Raw genomic sequence first — 23,377 nt, forward strand, 5'->3', positions numbered from 1 at the left:
CCATGCCGGGCCCACACCTCCACGGCCCTTTTCGGCCATTGCGTGTCGGATCGGCGACGCTCCGGGCACGCGGAAGGCAGGCACGGTTAGGTGGGAACGCAAAGGTCGGCCTTCTCTGCCGGGAGTGTGCGCGATGCGACGGCTGAGGTTCATGGGCCGCGCCCTCATCGCGGCGTCGCTGACGGTCGCGGGCGGGGTGGCGGTCAACCAGATCCTCGACGGCGGCAAGCTGAGCTGGAGCTCGGGCTACTTCGCACTCGTGTTCACGGTCCTCGGGGCTTTGGTCCAGGCGGCGCCGCAGGCCGTGACACCGGCTCTGGGAAACGAGGGGCGCCGGGGACTGCAGCGCGACTACCTGAAACGCGTGCGCTCGTCGGTCGACCAGATGGAGACGATCGGGCTCGCCACCCAGGCGGAGTTCGTCCTGCGAACCCAGCAGGTCTACGTCGATGTGATGCTCCAGCCCAAGACGGTCGCCGATGCCGTTACAGACAGCGGCATCGGACGCACACCGAACGCGGCGGTCGGCCGCCGGGCACCGCTCGCGTCCTTCCTGACGAAGGGATGTGTGCTGGCGGTACTGGGCGCCGCCGGGTCCGGAAAGACCACTCTGGCCCGCTATACGGCGTTGGAGATGGCCGAGCGATGGTGGCGGCGGCCCAGGCGTGATTGGTGGCGCCGACGGCGGATTCCCGTCCTTCTTTACCTGCGCGAACACGCTGAGGCGATCAACGCCGAGCGGCCGAAGCGGCTGCCGGAGATCGCGCTCGCCGCCCAGTGGTTGAACGGAGTCGTCCCGGCGGAGTGGCTGGAACGGCGCCTGCAGCGCCGCCGTTGCGTGATTTTGCTGGACGGTCTGGACGAGGTCGCCGACGCGAAGGACCGCAGCCGTGTGGTGCGCTGGGTGGAAGCCCAGATCAGCAGTTACCCCGGCAACTCCTTTGTGATCACTTCTCGCCCGCTGGGGTACGACTCCAACCGGTTGGCCAGCGCAGACGTTCTGCAAGTGCAGCGGTTCACCAGTCCACAGATCCATGCCTTCCTACGGGCCTGGTATCAGGCGATCGAGCACCGCGCCAGGCAGGGCGATTCCCAGGAGATCGACCGGGTCGCCTCGCAAGCGGCCGACGACCTCTTCCAGCGGATCAGCGGTCGTCCCACCCTCTACGACCTGGCGGCCAACCCGCTGTTGCTCACCATGATCGCCAACGTGCACCGGTACCGCGGCAGCCTCCCCGGCAGCCGGGCCGCCCTGTACGAGGAGGTCTGCCAGGTCCTGCTCCACCGCCGTCAGGAGGCCAAGAACCTCACCGACGACGGGCTGGACGGCTTGGACGGCGACAAGAAGGAGCGCATCGTCCAGGAACTGGCCCTGTACATGATGCGGCACCGGCTGCGGGACATCCCCGTCGAGGACGCTCAGCGCGCGATCCGTCCAGTCATGGATCGCACCGCACCTGCCCTGACCTTTGAGGCGTTCCTCGCCTACGCTCGGCGAAGCAATCTGCTCATGGAACACCAATACGGGCGCTACGGGTTCGCACATCTCACTCTTCAGGAATACCTGGCCGCTGCGCTGATCCCCGGGCGAGGCTCCCGGCGCCAATTACTTATCGAGAATGTCAGCGATCTCTGGTGGCGGGAGACCACCCTTCTGTGGGCCGCACGCGCGGACGCGAGCCCCGTCGTCGAAGCCTGTCTGACCGCCCGGACCGTCACGGCGCTCAACCTGGCCTACGCATGCGATACCGAGGCCCGGGAACTCGACCGCGCTCTGCGCGCCCGGCTCGACAGGCTCCTGAACACCACCCCTACCGACCCCGATGAAATCCGCCTTCTGGACGGTGTCACCGCCGCCCGCGCCCTCCAGGACGCCCACGCTCTTTACGACGACGGCACCTACATCTGTGCTCAGCCCGTCTCCCATGAGCTGTGGAACCGCTACGCCAACCGCACCGGCCTCACCGCGCTGCCGGAGGGGCCGGTCATCGACTTGTGGGACGCAGATATCAGGGGGTTTCTCACCTGGCTCAACAACCTGTTCACCGATGACACCGGTTACCGCCTACCCACCTCGGACGAAGCCCTTCACGCCCTCAACAGCGGCTTGTATCCCATGCATGGAGCCACGCTCTACGCTGCCGACGCAGATTGGAGCGGCTATTACAGCCGGATCCGCCTCATCCCCGCCGAAGGGGTCCTCCATCCGCACCGTCCCACGGCCCAGCAAATACGCGGTTATGCCGACCTTATCCTCGATCACACACACCTCCTGTTCCGCATCCTCTTCCCGCGCTCCGCCCTCACTTTCGCCCAACTTCTCGTCTACGGGCGCACCCGGGATCTGACCCGCCCCGAGCACCGGCTTCTCCACACCCTCGATCTCGTCCGCGTCCTCGACCGTGCCCGTGACATCGCCCTTGTCCGCGACACTGATCCCGATCATGACTTCGGGCATGATTTCGATCGCATACTGGCCCGCGGCTTCGATCGCGCTCGTGATCTCGCCCTCGATCTCGATCGCGTGCTCGATCGTGCCCGTTCCCGCGCCCTCGCCCTTGACCGCGCCCGCGACCTCACCCTGATCCTCGCCCGCGACTTGGCCCTCAATCTGGCCCGCGACCTCGACCTCGACCTCGCGCTCGACCTCAACGGCGTCGACGATCTCGACCACATCCTCAACCTGGACCGCGACCTTCCCCACGACGTCGGCTTCGACCTGCGCCCCGGGGCCGCTCGCGTCCTGGACCTCGAACTCGACCGCGTCATCGATCGGGATCGGGATGTCGGCGAGTGCCTCGCCCTCGACCGGGCCCTCGACCGGGATCGCGCCCTTGACCGGGACCTGACCTTCGCGCGTGCGGTCGCCGGCAGCGACCTGGGCGCTCTGGACGCGGACGTCGCGGCAATCCTGGGTCAGGCGTGCGGCCGCCTGGCGCGTGGTTTCGCGAACTCCGTCAAACCGGTCTCCAGTCCAGGGTCATCCAGGCGCAGGCGAGTGGGAGAGGGACTGTCGTTCTCGGAGTTTCTGCGCGAACAGCTGAACCCGGTTCCCACCTGGTCCTCCGCCGATGATCTGACGGTGTCGCTGGAGCACGCCGTGGTGCTTTCGAGAATGTCCAGTCATCCGGAGTTGGCGGCGCTGATAGTGAACGCGCAGCGGCTGGCCTCTCCGTTGTGGGATAGGAGCCGCCCCGTGCGGCAGAGCGACATCGTGTGGGCGGCGACCTCTGTTCTGGCGGCCCTCAACGGTGTCAGGGACACCGCGTCGGAGTTGTGCCATGCCCTGCGCGGGGTGTTGTGCGCGTTGATCGCGCTTACTCCGGGCACTCTTCCGGAGGACGCGGCGCCTCGGGACAAGCTGCTGGTCCTGGTGCGGAACTGAGGGTGGGCGCCGGGGCGCTGTGAGGAGAATCTGAAAACGGTACGTGTCCGCCCTGTCACCCAGTAGATTCTGCGTCGGGTGGCCGGCGTCCCGGGTGAGAGGAGTCACGGTGCGCTTGGGTGCGGACGTCGCCGGACGGTACCGGCTGGTCAAGGGGCCCATCCGCGGCGGGGCGGGTGAGGTGTGGCTGGCGGACGACACGGAGCTGGGGCGGCGTGTCGTGCTCAAGCGGGCGAGGTTCGGGGACGACGGGGCCAGGTCATTCGACCGGCTGCGGTCGGAGGCCCGCGCATTGGCGCGGTTCAGCCATCCGCACGTGGTGACGTTGTACGACGCCGTCCGGGTGCGGACGCGGGGGCGGTCCACGTCGTGGCTCGTCCTGGAGTATGTGCCGGGCGGGAGCCTGGACGGGTGGCCGGCGACCTCGCCGGAGGCCGCGGCGCGGATCGGAGCGCAGGTGGCGGACGCGCTGGCCGCGCTGCACGCCGAGGGGATCGTGCACTGCGACATCAAGCCGGGGAACATCGTCGTCACCGAGAACGGGACGGCCAAGCTCACGGACTTCGGCGCCGCGTACCGGGTGGGCGGACGCGAGACGATCACGCGGAACGGGTCCGTCGCCCATACTCCGGCCTACGCCGCGCCGGAGGTCCTCCGTGGCACGCCGGAACCGGCGTCGGATGTGTACTCGCTCGGTCTCACGGTCGGCGCGCTGACCACCGGGGAGCCGCCGGGCCGGGTGTCCGTGGAGGCCGGGCCGCTGAGCGAGGTGCTGGCGGTCTTATCGCGGCCCGATCCGGCCGACCGGCCGGGGGCCGTGGAGGCGCGGCGGATGCTGGCGGAGGTGGCGGGGGACGCGGAGGCGGAGCTGCCCGTCCACGCCGTCCCGACCCTGGACGGCCCGGACACCGGGCAGGAGGAGGTCCGCCGGTCCGGTCGGCGTCCGGTGGCCTCTGTGCGGCGGCATCCGCTCGCCGCGGCGGGCGCGGCGCTGGTCGTGGCGGCGGCGGTGGCGCTGTTGGTGGCGTCCGTCCTCGGGGACGAGCAGGGGTCCCGGGCGCAGGCGGATCCCGTGTCGCTGGTCGGTGACCCGCACACGGTCGATCCCTGCGCGTTGGCCGATCCCGCCGCGCTCGGGAAGTACGGCAAGACGGAGCTGGACATCGACTACGGCAACTTCGACCGGTGCGACGTGCTCGTGTACGCGGGCAAGAGCGTGGTGGACCTCAAGATCGACTTCAGTGCGGGGCCGCCGCCGGCGCCGACCGGGCCGGTGCGGGCGGCGGGGCGGTTCCGCGTGGTCGAGGACCGCGCCGAGGGCGACGAGTGCGGCAGGCGGGTGCTCCTCCCGTCCCCCGACGGCGGGACCAGCGTCATCGTCCTGGCGCACGAGACCGGCAAGGGGCCCGCGCCGCTGTGCGCCATCGCCGGCACGGCCGCCGCGCGGGCGGTCGCGGTGCTCGGACGGGGGCCGCTCCCCCGGCGCTCGCCGCCGCTGCCCGCCGAGTCCCTCGGGCACTACGACGCGTGCCGGCTGCTCGACGGGAAGGCGCTGGACACGGTCCCCGGCATCGACGCCGCGGAACCCGACGTGGGGTTCGCGGGCTGGGACTGCGAATGGCACAGCACCACCCAGGACATCCAGGTCAAGCTGCGGTTCGACCGGGGTGCCCCGCTCACCGCCGAGGACGGCGATCCGACCCGGCTGCGGGGCCTGCGCGCGTACGTCGCGCCGGACGGGGAGGGGGACGGGACGTGCCTGGTCCGGGTCGCCTACCGCACCTACCCCGACCAGGACGGCGACGAGGCGATCGAGATGCTGTACCTCGTCGTGCAGGGCGAGCCGTCCACGAGGCGGCTGTGCGCGATGGCGACGGCCCTCGCCGACGCGGCCACCGCGCGGCTTCCGGCGGCCTGACCGGGGGCGACCGGGTCCCGGCGGGACGTCAGCCGTCGAGGACGGCGAGGTCCGAGGCGCGGAGCCTGGTGCCGATGAGCAGCGCGGTGATCAGGTTGTGGTTGAGGGAGTTGCCGATCGGCGGCGGGATCTGCTCCTCCAGCAGGCCGTCCACCTCGGTGCTGAGCCGCATCCGGACGGCGGTGACGACGCGGGCGGCGCGCTTGTCGCTCCACCGCTCGCCGGGGCGGAGCCGTCCGAGCTCGTCGGCGACCTGCGCCCAGGTGAGCGGCTGCGGCCAGGGCTCCTGCCGGAGGTAGCGCTGGGCGAGGCAGACCAGGACGAGTCTCTCCGTCGGGTCCAGCCGCCACTTGTCGGCCTGCGCGGCGCGGGCGGCGGTGTCCTCGGGGTCGTAGGTCTCGACCTCGTGGAGGTCGGCCGGGCCGAGCGCGGACCCGGCGGCGATCCGCACTTCGAGGAGGTGCTCCTGCGCGGGGGCGACGATGAACAGCGGCGTGTACGCCACCGGCAGCTCCGCCCGGTGCCCGCCGAGGACGAGCCGCGGGCCGGGGAACCGGATGGCCAGCTTTCCGACGTTGTGCAGCACCCAGCGTGAGTGCTCGCGGGTGATGTATCCGTGGCGGCGGCTGACGCGCGGGTCGGCCGGTCCGACGCAGACGTGGACGTCGGGCTCGCAGCGTCCGAACACGACGTCGAACCCGGCGTCGGGGGACACGCGCATGCCGCCGTTCGCGCCCATGACGAACAGCGTGCCGGGCCGTGCCGGCGGCAGCCCGGTGGCGAGGCTCCCGATCTCCTTCGGAAGGATGTCGACCTTGCCCGGTGGCTTCCGCATCGCCGTGCCCATGGGCTCACGCTAGCCGCCACGGCGCGGGAGGGGTCCCGGCGGGACCGCTGTGTAATCACGGTGCGACGGACGAACCGGGACATCCCTGATGGCGAGACTTACGCGAGGAGCGAGGATGGAACTCCACGAGGTCGAAGTGCGGGGGGTCCCTGAACGGCTCGCCGCGGACGGGCAGCGGCGAGGGCACCGCGCATGACCCGCCGGCAGGAGGCGCCGCAGGAGCCGGGTCCTCTGTGGGTGCACGCGTTCGAGGCGCTCAGCCGCGTCGGCGGGCCCGGCACGCGCGCAGTGCTGTGGTTGCAGGACGGCACGCCGGGCCGCCGCGGCTACGAGACCGGCGTGGACGAGATGTTCGCGCACATCACCATGCTCGGCGACCTGATCGAGGGCGTGACGGTCGGCGGCGGGGAGCCGCTCCGGCAGCTGCGGCCGGTGCTGCGGCTGCTGTCGCGGATCCGGGAGGAGACCTCCCTGTCGGTCGTGCTGCTCACCGGCCACGGCTGGGACGAGGTCGTGCGGATGCCGGGGGCGGCGGCGCTGCGCGAGCGGGTGGACGTGCTGCTCGCCGGCCGGTCCGAGCGGGAGCGGCGTCCCGGCGGGGGGCCGCGCGGCTCGTCCGAGAGGACCGTGCACCTGTTCACCGGCCGGTACTCGGCGGCCGATCTCCAGGCCGTCCCGGACGCCGAAGTGGTCATCCGCGCGGACGGGACGTTCGTGGTCACCGGCATCGATCCCCCGCCGCCGGGCGGGTGAGGGCGTGCGGTGAGTTTCGCGGGGGGCGCCACGGGATACGGGTGATCAGGACGCCGCCCGCGTGTTCCCTCGGCGGCGGACCCGTGGCCCCACGTCCCGCCGGGGAGCACCGATGGAAGCGCTGCCGTACGTCCCCTTCGGCGCCGGGCTGCGGGACCGGCCGCACGTGTTCGTGGACGGCCTCCGGACCCCGTCGACGGTCCTCGAACTGAGCCACTGGCCGGGCAACCGCACCCCCGCCCCGCTCAAGGCGGACGTCAGCACGCAGTCCGTCCTGCGCCTGCTGGGGCGGCCCGCCGCGGACCGGGAGCGCCTGCTGGCCGGTGCGACCGCCGTGACCTGCGACCACTACGACGTGGACGGGCTGCTGAGCGTCCTCTGCCTGGTCGATCCGGAGTTCGCGTGGCGGCACCGGGGGCTGCTGGAGGCGACGGCGCTGTGCGGCGACTTCGACGTCCACTCGGGCGACCCGGCCGTCCGCGCGTGCCTGGCGCTGCTGGCGGCCGAGCGGGAGATCAGCCGGGCGACGCGGTTCCGGTCGGTCGAGCAGGCCACGACGGCGCTGTTCCGCGGGATGCTGGACGTCGCCGAGGCGTGCCTGCTCGACCCGGGCGCCTGGCGGGACGCGTGGGCCGGCGAGTGGGAGGACGTCGAGCGGTCGCTGCGGTCCGCGACGGAGTTCGAGGAGCACGGGGACCTCGCGGTGTTCGTCGACACCGACCGGCCGGCGCACGAGTACGCCGTCCACGCCCGGACGGACGCGGGCCACGTGCTCCGGCTGCGCCGCGACGGGCGCCACAGCCTGCGCTTCCGCTACGAGAACTTCGTGGACCTCCAGTCCAGGCGCCCGGCGCCCCGGGTCAGGGGCGATCTCCTCGCGCGGGAGCTCAACGCGCGCGAGCGCGACGGCACCTGGTTCTGCGAGTCCCCCGCCACCGCCACGCCGCTGCTCCAGCTGTACGCCGGCGACGAGGTCCCCGCGCCGAGCAGCCTGGGGATGGACGAGGTCCGGCGGGTGGTCGTGGCCTTCTTCGAGGCGGCGCGGGCGGACGGGTCGCTGCTGTGGCGTCCCACCGCGGGCTGGGTGCACGAGGCGGCGGGGACTCCCCCGTCCAAGGAGGCGGGAACGGCATGGCACGGCTGAACGGGTTCCGGGAGCGCCTGTCGGAGGAACGGGTGGTCCCGGTGGAGACGGACCGGGGGCCGTACGTCGTCCGGCTGGTCGAGGGGGCGCCCGTGGTCCACTACGCGCTGTGCCCGCACCGCGGGGGGCCGCTGGAGGACGCCTACGAGATCGAGAGGTTGCTGGTCTGCGCGTGGCACCGCTCGGCCTTCCGGATCGCGGACGGCCGGGCCGTCTACGGGCCGGCGTGCGCGGACCTCCCGGTCGTGCCCGCCCGTTTCGACGGCCCCGACCTGGTCGTCGACTGGACGGAGGGGCCCGCCGATGCGACCGGCGGATGACGCGGGCGGCCGTCCGGCGGCGCGGCGGCTGCTCGACCTCGCCGACCGCGCGGCGGCGGAGCGCACCCCGGCCTGGCTCGGCCTGGAGCGCCGCTACCGGGAGTGGGAGCTGGCGGAGCCCGCGGAGATCGCGGCCCGGATCCTGCGGTCCGGGAGGCCCGGCGCGCAGCCGCGCGTCCACCGGGCCCTGGTGCCCTCCCCCGCCGGGTGCGACCGCCGGTCCCCGGCCGTCGCGCCCGGCGCCGTGATCCGGTTGCTGCTGTACTGCGCGGTGTCCGACGACCTCCAGGACCTCGCGGGGACGCGTCTCGGCGACGTCGCCGTGATCGAGCCCGTCGCCCAGTTGCACTGCTACGCCGAGGACTTCCTGGACGGCGATGACCCGTTCGCGGTGCTCGGCGGGGTGGCAGGGTGATCGAACGGTGGCGGGACGTCAGGGCGCAGGGCAGGGCCGTCACCCTGGGGCACCTCGGCGTCCGCCCGCGCGGCGGCCTCGCGGCGGCGTACGAGGGCCGCGCCGAGGAGCTGTTCGAGTTCCTGCTCGGGCTCCGTGCCGCGCTGCCCGTGACGGCGCGCGACGCGGCGGCGCTCGGCGGGCCGCTGTCCGCGCTGAACGTCCGGCTCGCCGCGCGCCTGCGGATCGTCCGCGAGCCGGACGGGACGCTGACCGCCCACGACGGCCACCCCGTCGGCCGTCCGATCGGGGACCGCCCCGCTGCGGCCTCGGCCGCCGGCCGGGTCCGCGGGATCTCGGCCGACGAGCACGCCCTGCTGGGCGGCCACCCGCCCGCGGGCCGGTCCCGGCTGGCGCCGGAGCCGCCGCTGGTCGTCCTGCCCACCGCCGGGCGGGCCGCCGACGTGCGCGACGCCCTCGCCGCGCACTGCGCGGTGATGCGCCGGTACGGCCACGCCGGGCTGACGGTCGTCGTCGCCGACGACGCGCCGGCGCCCGCCGCCGCGCGGGCGCTCGACGAGGTGTGCGCGTGGGCGGGTCTCGCCTTCGGCTTCGAGGTGATCCGGTTCGGGGAGTGGGCGGCCGGCGGCGGCGCCGGGCCGAAGCGGGTGTTCCGGCGGCGCCTGACCGCGCGGCCGGACGTCCCGCGGGCGTGTGCGGAGCGCACCTTCGCGCCCGGCCTGCCCGGCACCGCGAACGCGATCTTCGCGGCGTTCGCGGGCCGCGACGTCGTCTGGCTCGAACAGGACGCGGCGCCCTGGGCGCCCGTGACCCGCGACCGCCCGGGAGGCGGCCCGCGGACGTTCGTCGACGTGATGGACGGCGCGCCCGCCGACGCCGGGGAGGAGCCCGTCGACGTCGTCCACGTGATCGACCGGCTTGCGTACGCGGCGCACCTGGAGGCCGACCCGGTCGAGGAACAGGTGGCCGACTACGAGGACACGACCTTCACCGTCCTCGGCCGGCCCTCGTCCGGGCGCCACCCGCTGCCGGGGATGGTGCATTTCCACACGTGCGGGCATCCGGACTTCCGGGCGCGCGCGAGCCACCATCTCGTGCTCGACCCCCGCACCCCGGAACCCGCCAGGCGGAGCCTGCTGTCCGGTGGGCTGCCCATGCGGCGGCTGCTCGCGGACCCGCCGCCGACGGTCTCGCTGCGGAGGTGGACGTCCGCCTTCGGCACGGCCGTGGGGCTGCCCGCCGGGCGGATGCCGGGCCCGCCGACGATGTGGGCGACGTCCGCGCGGCTGGTGGACGTGGCGGTCGGCGACCTCATGCAGGCGTTCGGCGTCCCGGGCTGCGTCGCGGGCACGGGCCTGCGGCACTCGCGCGGGACGGTCACCGACTCGGGGCGCGGGGAACTGTCGTCGTACCTCTTCCGCGAGGAGATCCTGTGGCCGCTGCTGCACGCGGCCCGGGAGGCGCTAGAGGAGGCCGCCGGCGGTCCCGGCTACGCGGGCCGGCTCAGGACGGCCGGGGACGCCGTGGCCGGGCGGGCGGGCCGGGGAGGCATCGTGCCGCCCGCCCTCGGGAGGGTGCTGCGGGCGGAGCTGCTCGCCGACATCCGCCGGGCCCGCCGGTCGCCGCACCCGGACGTGCGCGCCTACGGCGAAGCCCTCGCCGAGAAGGCGGGGCCGACCCTGCCGGGCCCCTGGCAGGAGTACCACGCGCGGCTGGAGGCGACGGCCGTCGCCGAGCTGCTCCACTACGCCGACCAGCTGCGGTTCTGGGCGTCCCTGGTCGACGGCGGCCTCATCGGAGAAGGGCGGTCCCCGGACGGCGGTCGGCGCCCTGCGGCCCTCGTCCCGGCGCCGGCCTCCACCCAGGCGGCGGCGCGGGCGGTGCCGCGGTGAGCCCGGCGCACGTCTCCTCTTGACGCGCGTCTGCTAGCGCGCGTCCGCCTCTTCGGCTCCGATGCGCGTCCACTCGGCCACCAGCGGCGCGAGCCGCCGCGCGACCTCGGCGAGCGCCTCCCGGGACAGGCACCGGCGCAGGCCGCCGGGCGCGAGGGTGGCGAGGGACCCGGTGGCCGCGGGCGAGTCGAGGCACAGGCCGCCGGGTGCCAGGCCCGCGGCCACCGCCCCGAGCGCGCAGGCGGTCGTCGCGAGCGCGCTGACCTGCTCCTCCGCGAGATGCCGGGTGAGGAACGCGGATTCCGCCCGCTGGGCGCGGGCCCGCGCGAGGAACGAGGCGATGCGCCGGTCGCCCATGCCCCGGTCGCGCAGCAGCTCCCGCGCGGGCCCCGCCTTCCACAGGTCGGATCCGGTGTCGTCGCGTTCCTGGTAGCGGGCGTGGCCGCTGAACCACGAGAAGTACGGGACGCAGGTCAGCCCGCCCAGGACCGCCGCGCCGAGGGCGTCCACCGGGCCGGGCGGGTAGCAGGCCGCGCGGCGGATCCCGTGGGGCTCGTCGTTCCCCGCCAGGCTCGGTGACTCGGCGTGCTCGACGAGGTTCGGGACGGAGACCAGCGCCCGCAGGCCCTCCGAGCGGAGGAAGGGCAGCAGGGCCATGTCGTCCTCGGTGTGCCCGGAGGCGGCGGCGTGGGCGTCGAACCGGACGGCGGCCCCGGCCGGGAGGACGAGCACCTGGGCGGGCATGTACGTGTCGACGACCTCGGCCCACCCGGCACCGGCCAGGGCCGCGAGGCGGAGGGCGTTGGAGGTCCGCGACCCCCATTCGGTGAAGAACGAGAGGGCGTGCTCGGGCATCGCGGCCACCGCCGGGGCGAGCAGGGCGGGGAAGTCGGGGTGCAGGATCGAGTCGTCCTGGACGACGAGGTGGTGGGTGGCGCCCGGCGCGACGTCCGACCAGGCCAGGCGGGACGTGCGGAGGGTCCCGCCCGGCGTCCCCGGCGACGGGTCGCAGACGATCCGCAGGCCGAGCCCGGGATACGCCGCGACGAGCCGCTCGGCGGCCGCGAGACGCGCCGGATGTGTCATGACCACCGCGGACATCCGGATGCCGGGTCCCTCCGGAGGCCGCCCGGGGGGCGTGGGCGTCGGCATGGGGTCCACTCCTTCCTCGTCGGTCGTTCCAGTGCTCGTCGGATATACGGGGCTCAACCGCCCACGCCCTCGTACCGCCGGGCCGCCGAGTACCAGAGGCGGCGCGCGGCGAGGAAGGCCGCCACGCCCACCAGGGGCGAGGCGTAGGCGAGCAGGGAGCCCGGTGACAGGCCACCGGCCCTGCCGAGGATCACCTGGGACGGCAGGTAGGCGATGTAGGCGATCGGGACGACACCGGCGAACAGCACGCGCAGCGCCGTCGGGAAGATCGTCAGAGGGTAGTTGCCGAACGAGGCCATGAGCTCGTCCAGCCAGGCCGCCAGCGTCAGCGTCTCGGCCTGCCGGAACGCGAACGAGGAGACGGTGAGCTGGACGGCGGCCTCCAGCAGCACCGCCCCGGCGAGCGCCGCGGCGAGGAAGCCGAGCCGCCACGGGTTCCAGTCCGGGTCGGCGGCGTCGACGGCGACGGTGAACAGCGTGCCCGCGACGAGCAGGTCCCCCAGCGCGTTGACGTTGAAGCCGTTCAGCAGGACCTGGGTGAGCAGCGGCATCGGCCGCATCAGGAAGGCGTCGACGCGTCCCTCGCGGACGAGCTGCGGCAGGTAGCTGACGTTCAGGAACACGCACACGTAGACGGCGTGCGCGAGCAGCCGGAACCCGGCGAGGAACAGCACCTCGCGGCTCGTCCAGCCGCCCAGCGTGGAGAAGCGGGAGACGAGCACGGTCATGAACAGCAGGACCGCGCCCTGCCACAGGACGCCGTTGAGGAGGGCGAGCAGGAACTCCCCCCGGTAGGCGAGGCGGGCGCGCAGGTTCAGCGCGGTCACCGCGACGACGACGCGGAGGGCGCGGCGGAACCCCAGGCGTGGTGCGGCGTCCCGGCTCATCCGCCCTGCACCTCGATCCGCCGTCCGGCGCGCCACCACATGAACCGCGCCAGGCCGCCGAGGACACAGCACCAGGCGCACTGGAGGACGAGCTGCTCCGGCGCGTCGGCGGCGGGGATCCGTCCCACGTAGAGCGAGACCGGGACGTTCACGATGGTCTGGAACGGCAGGACCTGGGCCGTGGCGAGCAGCCAGCCGGGGAAGTACCACAGCGGCACGAAGGCGCCGGACAGCAGATCCTGGCTGAACGCGTAGACGCGCAGGGCGTTGGCGTTGGCGGTGGTCCAGAAGCACAACAGCTCGACGCACACGGTGACCTGGTAGGCGATGACCTGGCCGAGGACCAGCGCCGCCGCCGCGGCGGCCCCGCCGGCCGCGTCCGCGGGCGGGGAGAGGATCCCCGACGCGAGCGCCAGCACGAAGCCCGCCGCCGACCACGTCCCCCAGTAGGCGATCTCACCGAGGGACTTCAGGAGGTGGTAGCGCCTCGGGTCGATCGGACGGAGGTACCAGTAGGCGATCCGGCCGTCGCGGACCAGCGCGAACAGCGACTCCCGCGAGTAGAGCCGCGACCCCCACCGGATCCGCTGGACGAGGAGCGCGAGGACGGCGTAGCCGACGGCCTGCCGGGCGTCCAGCCCCGCGACGACGGTCTCCCCGGCGTACACGGCGCGCCACAGCAGGAAGGTGAGGACGACCTGCATGACGCACATGACGGCGGCGGTGAGGACGCCGCCGCGGCGGGCCAGCTCACCGAGCGCCGGGACGCGGAGCAGCCGCCATGCCCGCGGCGTGGGGGCGGCCATGGGCGCTACCGGCCCGGCGCGCCGGTGCCGGGCCGCCCGCCCGCGGTGACCGGGCGGCCGTCCCGGTAGGCGTTGCGGATCAGGGACTCGACGTCGTCCTCGTCGACCCGCAGGTCGGCGACCGGCGTCCGGCCCACCAGGTCGCGGACGACCCGCCGGTGGTCGACGCCCGGCCTCGGGACGAGGGTCAGCCGCAGGTCCGTCCGCTCGACCACGTCCGTGCCCTCGATCTCGACGGGGCCGACGGGGGCGGCGAACACCGCCCGCACCGTGACGGAGCCGCCGTGCGCCGCGCGCAGGTTCGCGAGGGTGCCGTCGAACCGGACCCGGCCCCGGTCGACCAGGACGAGCCGCTCGCACAGGTGCGCGACGTCGGCGGTGTCGTGGGTGGTGAGGACGACGGTGCGGCCCCGCGCGAGCGCCTGGTGCCGCAGGAACTCCCGGACCTGCTCCTTCACCACGACGTCCATGCCGATCGTCGGCTCGTCGAGGAACACCGTCCGCGGGTCGTGGACGAGCGAGGCCGCCAGGTCGCAGCGGACCCGCTGCCCCAGGGACAGGTGACGGACGGGCGTGTCCCAGAAGTCGCGCAGCGCGAGGATCTCGTCGAACTCCGCGAGCCGCCGCCGGTGGTCGGGGCCGGGAATGCCGTAGATGTCGCGCAGGATGTCGAGGGACTCCCGCGCGGGAAGGTCCCACCACAGCTGCGTCCGCTGGCCGAAGACCGCGCCGATCCCGCGGGCGAGCCCGGCGCGGTCGCGGTGCGGGACGAGGCCGTTGACGCGCAGCGTCCCGCCGCTCGGCACGAGGATGCCGGTGAACATCTTCACCAGCGTCGACTTGCCCGCCCCGTTCGGGCCGAGCAGGGCGACCAGCTCACCGGCGCGGACCGTCAGGGAGACGTCCCGCACGATGTCGCGGCGCACGCGCTCCGGGCGGACGACCGAGCGCAGCGCGCCGCGCAGTCCGCGTTCGGCGACGGTCACGGTGACGCTTTTGGAGAGGCCGCTGGCCACGATGGCGGGCGCCCCGCCGAAGATCTCCAGGCCCCCCGGCCCCGTTGTCCTGTCGATCATGATCGATGACGTTACCGACCGTTTCGGACGGCGGTCCAGGGAATTGATGGCACGCCCGGAGGTGATCAAACGACTATCCCGTACCCGGATGTCACCATTTCTCATCATTGATAATGCTCGATCATCTATATTCACCCGGTGCCCTCCCCTGTCGTGTTCTCGCCGCACCTGGACGACGCCGCGTTCTCCGCGTCCGCGCAACTGATGCGGGCGGGGACGCGGGTCGTCACCGTCTTCGCCGGCCCGCCTCCCGACGGCGTCACGCTGACCCACTACGACCGCCTGAGCGGGGCGCGCAGCTCGCGGGAGCGCCACCGCGAGCGCCTCGCCGAGGACGACCGCGCACTGGACGTGCTCGGCTGCGCGTGGACGCGCTGCGACGAGCTGGACGACCAGTACCGCGACGGTCCCGTCGACCAGGGGGCGCTGTTCTCCCGGCTGGAGCCCCACCTGGCGTCCGCCGACGAGATCTGGATCCCCGCGGGGATCGGAGGCCACCCCGACCACGTCACGGTGCGCGACACCCTGCTGAACGGCCTCGCCCGGCGGGCGGCGCCGTCCGGGCCGCAGGCCAAGGTGCGGCTGTACGCCGACCTCCCGTACGCCATCAAGTACGGCTGGCCGTCCTGGGTGACGGGCGAGGACCCGCGCCCGTACCTCGACATCGACTACTGGCTCGCCGGCCAGCTGACCGGGGGCGGCCTCGACCCGGCGCGGCTGACGCGCGAGGCGCACCGGCTGCCACCGGACGCCCGCGCGAGGAAGGACCGGGCCGTCCGGGAGTACCGGACGCAGCTTCCCTGCCTCGGCCTCGATCCCGCCAACGCGGCCCGCTGGGACATGCTCGTCGGCTACGAGGTCTCCTGGCGGTACGCGGCCTGACGCTCACCACGCGTACGCCTCGGGCGCCGCGCCCCCGGGACCGGGGAAGATGGCGTCCAGCCGGGCCAGCGCCGCGGTGTCCAGCCGCACGTCGCGGGCGTGCAGCGCGGAGACGAGCTGCTCGGCGGTGCGCGGCCCGATGACCGGGGCGGTCACCGCGGGCTGGTGCAGCAGCCAGGCCAGCGCGACCGCCGCCGGGTCCTCGCCGAGCTCCGCGCAGAACGCCTCGTACGCCTCGACGCGGTCGCGCATCCCCTCCAGGGCCCGCCGCGCGCGGGCGCCGCGGCTGCGGACCCCGTCGGCGCGGCGCAGGACGCCCGACAGCAGCCCGCGGTGCAGCGGGCTCCACGGCAGCACGCCGATCCCGTAGTCCTGGCACGCGGGCAGCACCTCCAGCTCGGCCGTGCGCTGCGCGAGGCTGTACGGCGGCTGCTCGCTGACCAGCCCGAGCAGCCCGAGCCGGCTCGCCCGCTCCTGCGCCTTGACCAGGTGCCAGGCCGCGTGGTTGGACGTCCCGACGTAGAGGATCTTGCCCTGCGCGCGGAGGTCGGACAGCGCCTCCCAGATCTCCTCCCAGGGCGTCCGCCGGTCGACGTGGTGGAGCTGGTACAGCTCGATCCGGTCGGTGCGGAGCCGCCGCAGCGACGCGTCGCAGGCGCGCTTGATGTGCAGCGCGGACAGCCGTTCCTCGTTCGGCCACCCGCCCATCGCGCCGTACACCTTCGTGGCGAGGACGGTGCGGTCGCGGCGGCCGACGCCCCGCATGAACCAGTCGCCGATGATCTCCTCGGTGCGGCCGCGCGCGCCGTCGCCGCCGTAGGAGTCGGCGGTGTCGAAGAAGTTGACGCCGTGCTCGTGGGCGAGGTCCATCATGGTGTGGGCGTCGGGTTCGGACGTCCTCGGCCCGAAGCCCAGCGTGCCCAGGCACAGCCGGCTGACGACCATCCCGCTGCGCCCGAGGTGGACGTGTTCCATCGGCCGGCCCTTCTGCGCGCCCCGCCCGTTCTGCCCGTCCCGGCCGTCCGGCCCGTTCTGCCCGTCCCGTCCGTCGTGCTCCGGGGCGGTCAGCATGGCGACCAGCGGACGCCGGGGCCGGCGTCGGTGCGGCGGCCCCGCTCCATCGCGTTCCCGAGCAGCGGCGCGGCGGCCCGCGCGAGCCTGTGCGAGGCCGCCTCCGGCAGGACGCGCCTCACCACCCCCGGCACCAGCGTGGCGAGGGCGCGGGCGGCGTGCCCGCCGGGTGCGGGCGGCTCCTCCGGCCCGCCGGGTCCCCGCGCCGGGAGGCAGAGGCCGTAGAGGAACGCCGTCTGCCAGAGGTCGAACGCGAGGACGGGGCTGATCGCCTGGGTGACCTCGGCGGCGGAAGGCGAGTCCGCGTGGTCACGGCCGAACCAGGCGGCCAGGTCGTGGCGTCCGATACCGCGTGAGGCGAGCCAGTCCAGGGCCGGATGCGCCTGCCGGTCACCGTCGCCGTCGCGGACGTGGCAGACCGCGCCGCCTTGGCGTGTCGAGAAGTGCGGGGTCACGCGGAGGCCGCCGAACGCCTCGGACGACCACCACGGCGCGGGCGCGCCGTCGTCGCCGTCGGCGAAGCACACCGACCGCCGGACCCCCATGAGCAGGTCGTGCCCGAGCAGGCTCGGGACGCAGCTGTGATCGACGATGTTCGGCACGCAGGCGTGCACGGTCAGGCCACGGCCGGCCAGGAACTCCCCCAGCACCACCGCGTCGTCGGCCGCGCCGGACGCGGCGGCGGCCTCGGCGTGGGCGGCGAACTCCCGGGCGAGCCCGGCGAGCAGCACCATCGAGTGCGCCGGTGCCACCACGTCGACGGCCTCCGCCCACGACGCCCCGGCCAGGGCCGCCAGCCGCGCCATGTGGGCGGTCCGCGACCCCCAGTCGGTGAACAGCGCGAGCGGGGCCTCCGGGCGGGACTCCACGACGGCCGCGAGACGGGACGGGAAGTCCTGGCACAGCACGGCGTCGTCCTGCACGACCAGGTGGTGCGTGGCGTCGTCGGCGATCGCCTTCCAGGCCCGCAGCGAGGTCCGCAGCGTCGCCGGGGGCGCGTCCGGCTCGGGGTCGACGGCGATCCGCACGCCCAGTTCCGGATGGGAGTCGCGCAGGCGCCGCGCCGCCTCGATCCGTCGCGGATGCGCCATCACGGCGACCGAAACACGCAGGTCTGCCATACCGGCTCCAAAATCGGGGAATCGTGCTCCGGGAATTGTCGGTCCGCGCCGGGCAAAGGCGGGGGGCGAGACGCGGCCTTGACGTCACAGGAAATGCCGGTGATCATCTTAAACGGGCCGGAGATGCGTCACAAGCCGTTCCGCGAAAAGCGCTGACCGGATGGGAAAGGCGACGGTATGCCGCGAGGTCCCCTGATCGACGTCCCGGAGCTCATCGCGCTGATGGCCACGCCTTCCCCGCCGACGCTGCTCGACGTCCGGTGGGAATTCGGGGCGCCGCCCGGTGGGCCCGCGTTCCTCGCGGGGCACATCCCCGGGGCGTCCTACGTTGACCTGTACGGCGAACTCTGCGGCCCTTCCGGCGACGCGGGGCGCAGGCCGGTTCCCGCGCCCACGGAGTTCGGCGCGGCGATGCGCCGCCACGGGGTGCGCGCGGACGGCCCGGTCGTCGTCTACGACGGCGCGGACTCGACCGGCGCGGCCAGGGCGTGGTGGTTGCTGCGCCACGCAGGGCACCGGACGGTCCGCGTGCTCGACGGCGGGTTCGCCGCGTGGCGCGGCCACGGGGCGCCGGTCGAGACGGGCCCGGCCACCGGCCCCCGGCACGGCGACTTCACCGCGGCGCCCGGGGGGATGCCGGTGGTGGACGCGGACGGCGCCGCCCGGATCGCGCGGGCGGGCGTGCTGCTCGACGCCCGTCCGGCCGAGCGGTACCGCGGCGGCGGCCCGGGCGACGGCGCCGGAGGGCACATCCCGGGCGCCGTGAGCGCTCCGACCGGCGAGTGGGTGACCGGGCAGGGCACGTTCCTCCCCGCCGACGAGATCCGCGCGCGCCTGCACCGCCTGGGCGCCGGTGCGCACCCCGTCGCCGTGTACTGCGGGTCCGGGATCAGCGCGACCCACACCGTGCTGGCGCTCGCCGTCGCGGGCGTCGCCGCGGCCCTGTACCCGGGGTCGTGGAGCCACTGGACCAAGGACCCCCGCCGCCCGGTCGCGACCTGCGCCGCGCCGGGCGGGACGCCTCAGCCGGGGCCGCCGGAGTGATCCCCCAGGCCGGTGAGGTCGGGCGCCTCGACCCACACCTCGCCGTCCGGGCCGATCTCCTTCTTCCAGATCGGCACCTCGGCCTTCAGCCGCTCGGCGCAGTCGCGGGCGGCCTGGAACGCCTCGCCGCGGTGGGGCGCGGACGCGGCGATGACGACGACCACCTCGCCCACCTTCAGCCGGCCGGTCCGGTGCGCCACCGCGACCCGGACGCCCGGCGCCGCGTCCTCGCAGGCGCGGATGATGGCGGCCAGGGTCTTGTGCGCCATCGTGCCGTACGCCTCGTACTCCAGTTCGGTCACCGGCTTCCCGCCGCTGTTGTCCCGGACGTACCCGGTGAACACGACGCTGCCGCCCTGGCCGGGGCCCGACACGGCGCCGAGCACCTCGTCCAGCACGATCGGCCGGTCGGTGATGCGGCAGTAGGGGTCGGCGCCGCCCGCCACAGGCGGGATCAGGGCGACGACGTCGCCGTCGGCGAGCCGGTGCGCGGGCCCGGCGATGTCCTCGTTGACGGCCAGCCTGAGGTGCGCCGACATCGGCGCCAGCCCGGGATGCGCGGCGCACAGCGCGCCCATGAGGTCCCGCAGCGACGACCCGGCGGGCAGGGTCACCGGCTCCTCGCGCGTGTTCGCGATGCGCTCCCGGACGATTCCGAAGTACAGCACGCGGATCTGCATGTCCCTCGCCCGCCCTAGTCCCGCCGGTAGTGGCCGCTGCGGCCGCCGGACTTCTCGTCGAGCCGGATCCGCTCGATCCGCATCGACCTGTCGAGCGCCTTGCACATGTCGTAGACGGTCAGCGCCGCCACCGAGACGGCGGTGAGCGCCTCCATCTCCACCCCCGTGCGCGCGGTGACGCCGACCCGCGCGGTGATCAGGACGCGGTCGGGCGGATTCGCCACGATCACCACCGAGACCGCGTCGAGCGCGAGCGGATGGCAGAGCGGGATGAGTTCGTGCGTCCTTTTCGCGGCCATGATCCCCGCGATGCGGGCGACGCTGAAGACGTCCCCTTTCGGTGTCGCGCCGGAACTGATGGCGGCCAGTGTCGCGGGGCTCATGACGACCGTCCCGGACGCCGTCGCCTCCCGGGAGGTGATCTCCTTCTGCGCCACGTCGACCATTCGGGCGTTGCCCGCCTGGTCGAGATGGGTGAGCGGCCCGGCTTCGTCCAGCATCGGCTCTCTCCAATTCACAGGCGACCGTTTCGCAGGCGGCCGTCAGCCGCCGCGCGTGTGCATTTCCAGGCGCGGGTCGTCCTTCAATGTCTGGAGACTGACGAACGGGACGCGGTCGCGCTGCCCGAGACGGTCGACGGCGCCCCGGTCGGCCCGCTCCCCCCAGATCCGCGTGACGATCCCGGCCAGCTCCGCGGTGGACGCGCCGTCGCGCAGCGGGCCGCGCAAGTCGGTGCCGGACGTGGCGTACAGGCACCGGTACCAGGTCCCGTCGGCGGTCAGCCGGCTGCGGTCGCAGGTCGCGCAGAACGGCTCGGTCGTCGAGGAGATGATCCCGAAGACGGTGCCGTCGGGCAGCGCGAACCGGTCGGCCGGGGCGCGGTCGTGCTTCGGCAGCTCGGTGACCGGCCCGAACGCCGAGGTCAGCGCCGCCAGCATCGCGGCGCGGCCGACGACGAGGTCCTGGCGCCAGTGGGTCGCGCCGCCGACGTCCATGTACTCGATGAACCGGACCTCGGCGCCCGCCGCCCGGCCGAACCCGATCAGCGCGGCCAGCTCGTCCTCGTTGGTCCCGCGCATCACCACCGTGTCGATCTTCGTGCCGGTGAAGCCCGCCTCGGCCGCCGCCCGGATGCCGTCGATCACCGCGTCGTGGCCGCCCCGCCGCGCCAGCGCGCGGAAGCGGTCGGCGCGCAGGGTGTCCAGGCTCACCGTCAGCCGGTCGAGCCCGGCGGCGCGCAGCGCGGCCGCGTGCCTGCGGAGCAGGACGCCGTTGGTGGTGAGGGCGAGGTCGGCGACGCCGGGCAGGTCCGCGAGCGCCCGCACGAGCTCGGGCAGGCCCTGGCGCAGCAGCGGCTCACCGCCGGTCAGCCGCACCTTCGCGACGCCGAGGCCCACGAAGACCCCGGCCAGCCGGGCGTATTCGTCGAACGTGAGAAGTGCGGCCCTGGAGAGCCAGTTGTATTCCTCTTCGGGCATGCAGTACTGGCAACGCAGGTTACAGCGGTCGGTGACGGATATGCGCAGCTGACCGAGGGGACGGCCGCGGGCGTCCAGGACATGGGCGGGTTCGGCCATGGGCACCTCTTCGTTCGCACGAATCCATGCGCGGAGAAACCGGGGAACCAATCATTGGACACGGCCGGAGTGGGAACTCGCCGCGGGGAGACTGCATGAATACCGTCGTCGTTATGCTCATGTTATATACGAGAAAAGGACCGGCGACAAGACTTGATCTTCGCTGTCAAGATCGCTACCGTCCCATCCCCGCGCCCTTCCGGATCCGTCGCCGGTGACCGCGGGCCCGTCCCCGGTGACCGCCGTTTCCGAGGTGGACCGGCCGGTCCGGGCGCTCGTACGATGGCCGGGTGCCCGCCCTTCCGCGTTCCCTGTGGGACGAGCCGCGCCCTCCCGGCGCCCCCGCCCGCGTGTGGCGGGACTGGGCGCTCGTCGGCGTGCTGGTGCCGGCCGCCGTCCTGGAGGGGACCCTGCGTCCTGACGTCCCGTGGCGGACGCTGTCGATCCTCCTGACCGTCGCCCTGGTGCCCACCCTGCTGTGGCGGCGGACGAGGCCGCTGCTCATGGTCGCCATCGCGTTCGGCCTCTGCGGGCTCGCCGGGCTGCTCACCACCGGGGAGCCGCCGACCCTGAACACGATGGCGTTCCTGCTGCTCCCGGCATACGCGCTGTTCCGCTGGGGATCGGGACGCGAGGCCGCGGCCGGAGCGGCGATCATCCTCGGCAAGGTCGCGGTGTCCACGGCCGTGGACGGCACGGATCCCGCCGCCATGTTCGGCGCCTTCGCCATCCTGTGCGCGGCCATGGCCGCGGGCGGCGCGGCCCGCTACCGGGCCAGGGCCCTCCAGCGCGAGATGGAGCAGGTCAAGCTGCTCGAACGGCAGCGTCTCGCCCGCGACCTCCACGACACCGTCGCCCACCACGTCACGGCCATCGCGATCCGCGCGCAGGCGGGCCTCGCGACCGCCGAGACGCATCCGGGCGCCGCGACCGACGCGCTGAGCGTGATCGAGGCGGAGGCGACGCGGACGCTCGCGGAGATGCGCGCGATCGTCCGCGTCCTGCGCCGTGACCAGCCCTCTGACCCGCCGGCCCCGCCCGGTCTCTCCGCCGAGCCTGTCTCTTGTGGGGGGTCGACCCCCCACACCCCCCGGAACGGCCCGGTGCACGGCCCGCGCGTCACCGACCTCCGGCGGCTCGCGAGCGCGGCGGGCTCCGCCCCCGCGGTGGAGGTGGGGATCTCCGGCGACGTCGACGGCCTGCCGCCGTCCGTCGCGGCGGCGGCCTGCCGGCTCGTTCAGGAGGCCGTCACCAACGCGCGGCGGCACGCCCGCCACGCGACCCGCATCGACGTCCGCGTCACCGCCGACGACACGGCGGTGCGGCTGCGCGTCAGCGACGACGGCGAGCCCTGCGACGGCGACGACGACGGCGGGCCCGGCGACTCGCGTCCGGCCGCGGCCGCGGGGTACGGGCTCGTCGGCATGAGGGAGCGGGCGGGCCTGCTGGGCGGCACGTGCGACGCCGGGCCGGGTCCCGGCCGCGGCTGGACGGTGACGGCCGTGCTGCCCCGCGCCGGGCGGGAGACATGAGCATCCGGGTGGTCCTCGCCGATGACCAGGAGATCGTCCGCACCGGGCTGCGGATGCTGCTCGACGTCCAGCCGGACATCGAGGTCGTCGGCGAGGCCGCCGACGGGCGCCGGGCCGTGGAGCTGGCGCGGCGGCTGCGCCCCGACGTGTGCCTGCTCGACATCCGGATGCCCGGCATGGACGGCATCGAGGCGACCCGGGCGCTCGCCGGGCCGTCCGTCCCCGACCCCCTCGCGGTCGTCGTCATCACGACCTTCGACCTCGACGAGCACGTCTACGCGGCGCTCAAGGCGGGCGCCCGCGGGTTCCTGCTGAAGGACGCCGGGCCCGCGCTGCTCTCCCAGGCGGTCCGCGCCGCGGCCGCGGGCGACGCGCTCATCGCCCCGAGCGTCACCGCGCGGCTGCTGTCGGCCTTCGCCGCCACCGGTCCCGCCGCTCCCGCGGCGCGGCCCGCCGACGCGCTCACCGGGCGGGAGGAGCAGGTCCTCGCCGCCGTCGCCCGCGGACGGACGAACAGCGAGGTGGCCGCCGAACTGCACATCACCCTCAGCACCGTGAAGACGCACATCACCAGCCTGATGGCGAAGCTCGGCGCCAGGAACCGCGTGGAGATCGCGATGTGGGCCTACGAGACGAACCGCGTCAAGGCCGGCTCGGGAGGCTGACACCCCGCCCCGCGTGGGCCTTCGCGGGCGGCCTCGTCCGAAAGTACGGCTCCCGGCCGGACCTTGGGACGGCCCGGCCCCGGCTCATATGCCGATGACCCGCGCCGGGTCCCGCCGCCACCATCGACCCATGGACCATCAGAGCCGCCGGGCGGGCGATCCGCGGGAGGCCCGCCGCCCGGCGGGCCACGGCACGGGCGAGGTGACACG

Annotated in this window: 21 protein-coding genes; 11 read left to right on the plus strand and 10 right to left on the minus strand. The window is 74.1% G+C overall.

Annotated features, from left to right (window positions below):
* Window positions 1-133 precede the first annotated feature (133 nt).
* The gene (locus tag AGRA3207_RS16445) at window positions 134-3,385 is read left to right on the plus strand and encodes an NACHT domain-containing protein (protein WP_231335512.1); all 3,252 of its coding nucleotides are present in this window, start codon (window positions 134-136) and stop codon (window positions 3,383-3,385) included.
* Window positions 3,386-3,494: 109 nt separating this feature from the next.
* Entirely contained in the window at window positions 3,495-5,303 is a 1,809-nt protein-coding gene (locus AGRA3207_RS16450; RefSeq protein ID WP_231335513.1) for a serine/threonine-protein kinase, read from the plus strand.
* 28 nt (window positions 5,304-5,331) lie between these two features.
* Here AGRA3207_RS16450 and AGRA3207_RS16455 read toward each other — a convergent pair whose 3' ends face one another.
* On the minus strand, window positions 5,332-6,150 hold the full coding sequence (locus AGRA3207_RS16455; protein WP_231335514.1) for an FHA domain-containing protein: 819 nt from the start codon (window positions 6,148-6,150) through the stop codon (window positions 5,332-5,334).
* A 192-nt stretch (window positions 6,151-6,342) separates the two neighbouring features.
* On the opposite strand from AGRA3207_RS16455, the gene AGRA3207_RS16460 reads away from it, so the two are divergent.
* The 5 genes from AGRA3207_RS16460 (at window position 6,343) to AGRA3207_RS16480 (ending at window position 10,674) form a co-directional block, all read left to right on the plus strand.
* The gene (locus AGRA3207_RS16460) at window positions 6,343-6,903 is read left to right on the plus strand and encodes a 4Fe-4S cluster-binding domain-containing protein (protein ID WP_231335515.1); all 561 of its coding nucleotides are present in this window, start codon (window positions 6,343-6,345) and stop codon (window positions 6,901-6,903) included.
* A 112-nt stretch (window positions 6,904-7,015) separates the two neighbouring features.
* Complete coding sequence (locus AGRA3207_RS16465) at window positions 7,016-8,047, plus strand: DUF6687 family protein (protein WP_231335516.1); 1,032 nt, start codon at window positions 7,016-7,018, stop codon at window positions 8,045-8,047.
* Window positions 8,035-8,367 carry a Rieske (2Fe-2S) protein gene (locus AGRA3207_RS16470; protein WP_231335517.1) on the plus strand — a complete coding sequence of 111 codons (333 nt, stop codon included), beginning with the start codon at window positions 8,035-8,037 and terminating at the stop codon, window positions 8,365-8,367. Before AGRA3207_RS16465 ends, AGRA3207_RS16470 begins: the two co-directional genes overlap by 13 nt.
* A complete protein-coding gene (locus AGRA3207_RS39830; protein WP_273700050.1) occupies window positions 8,351-8,782 on the plus strand; it encodes a hypothetical protein in 432 nt (143 codons plus the stop codon). The genes AGRA3207_RS16470 and AGRA3207_RS39830 overlap by 17 nt, the downstream gene beginning before the upstream one ends.
* Window positions 8,779-10,674 (plus strand): hypothetical protein, encoded by a 1,896-nt coding sequence (locus AGRA3207_RS16480; RefSeq protein ID WP_231335518.1) that lies wholly within the window; start codon window positions 8,779-8,781, stop codon window positions 10,672-10,674. The genes AGRA3207_RS39830 and AGRA3207_RS16480 overlap by 4 nt, the downstream gene beginning before the upstream one ends.
* Before the next feature lie 33 nt (window positions 10,675-10,707).
* On the opposite strand, the gene AGRA3207_RS16485 is transcribed toward AGRA3207_RS16480, so the two are convergent.
* The 4 genes from AGRA3207_RS16485 to AGRA3207_RS16500 are packed head-to-tail and all read right to left on the minus strand — an operon-like array spanning window position 10,708 to window position 14,595.
* Window positions 10,708-11,826: a hypothetical protein gene (locus AGRA3207_RS16485; protein WP_231335519.1), complete on the minus strand. Its 1,119-nt coding sequence runs from the start codon at window positions 11,824-11,826 to the stop codon at window positions 10,708-10,710.
* Between the two features lie 53 nt (window positions 11,827-11,879).
* Complete coding sequence (locus tag AGRA3207_RS16490; protein ID WP_231335520.1) at window positions 11,880-12,713, minus strand: ABC transporter permease; 834 nt, start codon at window positions 12,711-12,713, stop codon at window positions 11,880-11,882.
* On the minus strand, window positions 12,710-13,519 hold the full coding sequence (locus AGRA3207_RS16495) for an ABC transporter permease (RefSeq protein ID WP_231335521.1): 810 nt from the start codon (window positions 13,517-13,519) through the stop codon (window positions 12,710-12,712). The genes AGRA3207_RS16490 and AGRA3207_RS16495 overlap by 4 nt, the downstream gene beginning before the upstream one ends.
* A gap of 5 nt (window positions 13,520-13,524) precedes the next feature.
* Window positions 13,525-14,595, minus strand: coding sequence for an ABC transporter ATP-binding protein (locus AGRA3207_RS16500; protein ID WP_231335522.1), 1,071 nt, complete (start codon window positions 14,593-14,595; stop codon window positions 13,525-13,527).
* Window positions 14,596-14,733: 138 nt separating this feature from the next.
* Between AGRA3207_RS16500 and AGRA3207_RS16505 the strand changes: the two genes are divergently transcribed.
* Window positions 14,734-15,477, plus strand: a complete 744-nt coding sequence (locus tag AGRA3207_RS16505; RefSeq protein WP_231335523.1) for a PIG-L deacetylase family protein — start codon at window positions 14,734-14,736, stop codon at window positions 15,475-15,477.
* Between the two features lie 3 nt (window positions 15,478-15,480).
* On the opposite strand, the gene AGRA3207_RS16510 is transcribed toward AGRA3207_RS16505, so the two are convergent.
* Together AGRA3207_RS16510 and AGRA3207_RS16515 are read right to left on the minus strand one after the other, a co-directional pair.
* Window positions 15,481-16,548 carry an aldo/keto reductase gene (locus tag AGRA3207_RS16510; protein ID WP_338028283.1) on the minus strand — a complete coding sequence of 356 codons (1,068 nt, stop codon included), beginning with the start codon at window positions 16,546-16,548 and terminating at the stop codon, window positions 15,481-15,483.
* On the minus strand, window positions 16,542-17,669 hold the full coding sequence (locus tag AGRA3207_RS16515) for a hypothetical protein (protein ID WP_231335524.1): 1,128 nt from the start codon (window positions 17,667-17,669) through the stop codon (window positions 16,542-16,544). Before AGRA3207_RS16515 ends, AGRA3207_RS16510 begins: the two co-directional genes overlap by 7 nt.
* Before the next feature lie 177 nt (window positions 17,670-17,846).
* Between AGRA3207_RS16515 and AGRA3207_RS16520 the strand changes: the two genes are divergently transcribed.
* Complete coding sequence (locus AGRA3207_RS16520; RefSeq protein WP_231335525.1) at window positions 17,847-18,713, plus strand: sulfurtransferase; 867 nt, start codon at window positions 17,847-17,849, stop codon at window positions 18,711-18,713.
* Here the strand turns inward: AGRA3207_RS16520 and AGRA3207_RS16525 are convergent.
* The 3 genes from AGRA3207_RS16525 to moaA are packed head-to-tail and all read right to left on the minus strand — an operon-like array spanning window position 18,692 to window position 20,970.
* Entirely contained in the window at window positions 18,692-19,393 is a 702-nt protein-coding gene (locus tag AGRA3207_RS16525) for a molybdenum cofactor biosynthesis protein (protein WP_231335526.1), read from the minus strand. The genes AGRA3207_RS16520 and AGRA3207_RS16525 overlap by 22 nt on opposite strands.
* 14 nt (window positions 19,394-19,407) lie before the next feature.
* Window positions 19,408-19,893 (minus strand): cyclic pyranopterin monophosphate synthase MoaC, encoded by a 486-nt coding sequence (gene moaC, locus AGRA3207_RS16530; protein WP_231335527.1) that lies wholly within the window; start codon window positions 19,891-19,893, stop codon window positions 19,408-19,410.
* 42 nt (window positions 19,894-19,935) lie between these two features.
* The gene (moaA, locus tag AGRA3207_RS16535) at window positions 19,936-20,970 is read right to left on the minus strand and encodes a GTP 3',8-cyclase MoaA (RefSeq protein WP_231335528.1); all 1,035 of its coding nucleotides are present in this window, start codon (window positions 20,968-20,970) and stop codon (window positions 19,936-19,938) included.
* 290 nt (window positions 20,971-21,260) lie between these two features.
* On the opposite strand from moaA, the gene AGRA3207_RS16540 reads away from it, so the two are divergent.
* Window positions 21,261-22,502, plus strand: coding sequence for a sensor histidine kinase (locus tag AGRA3207_RS16540; protein ID WP_231335529.1), 1,242 nt, complete (start codon window positions 21,261-21,263; stop codon window positions 22,500-22,502).
* The gene (locus AGRA3207_RS16545) at window positions 22,499-23,167 is read left to right on the plus strand and encodes a response regulator transcription factor (protein ID WP_231335530.1); all 669 of its coding nucleotides are present in this window, start codon (window positions 22,499-22,501) and stop codon (window positions 23,165-23,167) included. Before AGRA3207_RS16540 ends, AGRA3207_RS16545 begins: the two co-directional genes overlap by 4 nt.
* The last annotated feature ends 210 nt before the right edge of the window (window positions 23,168-23,377 follow it).

Source organism: Actinomadura graeca (assembly GCF_019175365.1).
Taxonomy (GTDB): Bacteria; Actinomycetota; Actinomycetes; order Streptosporangiales; family Streptosporangiaceae; genus Spirillospora; species Spirillospora graeca.

Bases quoted from the DNA above. Each gene is read 5' to 3' on its own strand.
- AGRA3207_RS16445 (WP_231335512.1), top strand. From the start codon at position 134: ATGCGACGGCTGAGGTTCATGGGCCGCGCCCTCATCGCGGCGTCGCTG.
- AGRA3207_RS16455 (WP_231335514.1), bottom strand. From the start codon at position 6,150: ATGGGCACGGCGATGCGGAAGCCACCGGGCAAGGTCGACATCCTTCCG.
- AGRA3207_RS16460 (WP_231335515.1), top strand. From the start codon at position 6,343: ATGACCCGCCGGCAGGAGGCGCCGCAGGAGCCGGGTCCTCTGTGGGTG.
- AGRA3207_RS16465 (WP_231335516.1), top strand. From the start codon at position 7,016: ATGGAAGCGCTGCCGTACGTCCCCTTCGGCGCCGGGCTGCGGGACCGG.
- AGRA3207_RS16470 (WP_231335517.1), top strand. From the start codon at position 8,035: ATGGCACGGCTGAACGGGTTCCGGGAGCGCCTGTCGGAGGAACGGGTG.
- AGRA3207_RS39830 (WP_273700050.1), top strand. From the start codon at position 8,351: ATGCGACCGGCGGATGACGCGGGCGGCCGTCCGGCGGCGCGGCGGCTG.
- AGRA3207_RS16485 (WP_231335519.1), bottom strand. From the start codon at position 11,826: ATGCCGACGCCCACGCCCCCCGGGCGGCCTCCGGAGGGACCCGGCATC.
- AGRA3207_RS16490 (WP_231335520.1), bottom strand. From the start codon at position 12,713: ATGAGCCGGGACGCCGCACCACGCCTGGGGTTCCGCCGCGCCCTCCGC.
- AGRA3207_RS16495 (WP_231335521.1), bottom strand. From the start codon at position 13,519: ATGGCCGCCCCCACGCCGCGGGCATGGCGGCTGCTCCGCGTCCCGGCG.
- AGRA3207_RS16500 (WP_231335522.1), bottom strand. From the start codon at position 14,595: ATGATCGACAGGACAACGGGGCCGGGGGGCCTGGAGATCTTCGGCGGG.
- AGRA3207_RS16510 (WP_338028283.1), bottom strand. From the start codon at position 16,548: ATGCTGACCGCCCCGGAGCACGACGGACGGGACGGGCAGAACGGGCCG.
- AGRA3207_RS16515 (WP_231335524.1), bottom strand. From the start codon at position 17,669: ATGGCAGACCTGCGTGTTTCGGTCGCCGTGATGGCGCATCCGCGACGG.
- AGRA3207_RS16520 (WP_231335525.1), top strand. From the start codon at position 17,847: ATGCCGCGAGGTCCCCTGATCGACGTCCCGGAGCTCATCGCGCTGATG.
- AGRA3207_RS16525 (WP_231335526.1), bottom strand. From the start codon at position 19,393: ATGCAGATCCGCGTGCTGTACTTCGGAATCGTCCGGGAGCGCATCGCG.
- moaC (WP_231335527.1), bottom strand. From the start codon at position 19,893: ATGCTGGACGAAGCCGGGCCGCTCACCCATCTCGACCAGGCGGGCAAC.
- moaA (WP_231335528.1), bottom strand. From the start codon at position 20,970: ATGGCCGAACCCGCCCATGTCCTGGACGCCCGCGGCCGTCCCCTCGGT.
- AGRA3207_RS16545 (WP_231335530.1), top strand. From the start codon at position 22,499: ATGAGCATCCGGGTGGTCCTCGCCGATGACCAGGAGATCGTCCGCACC.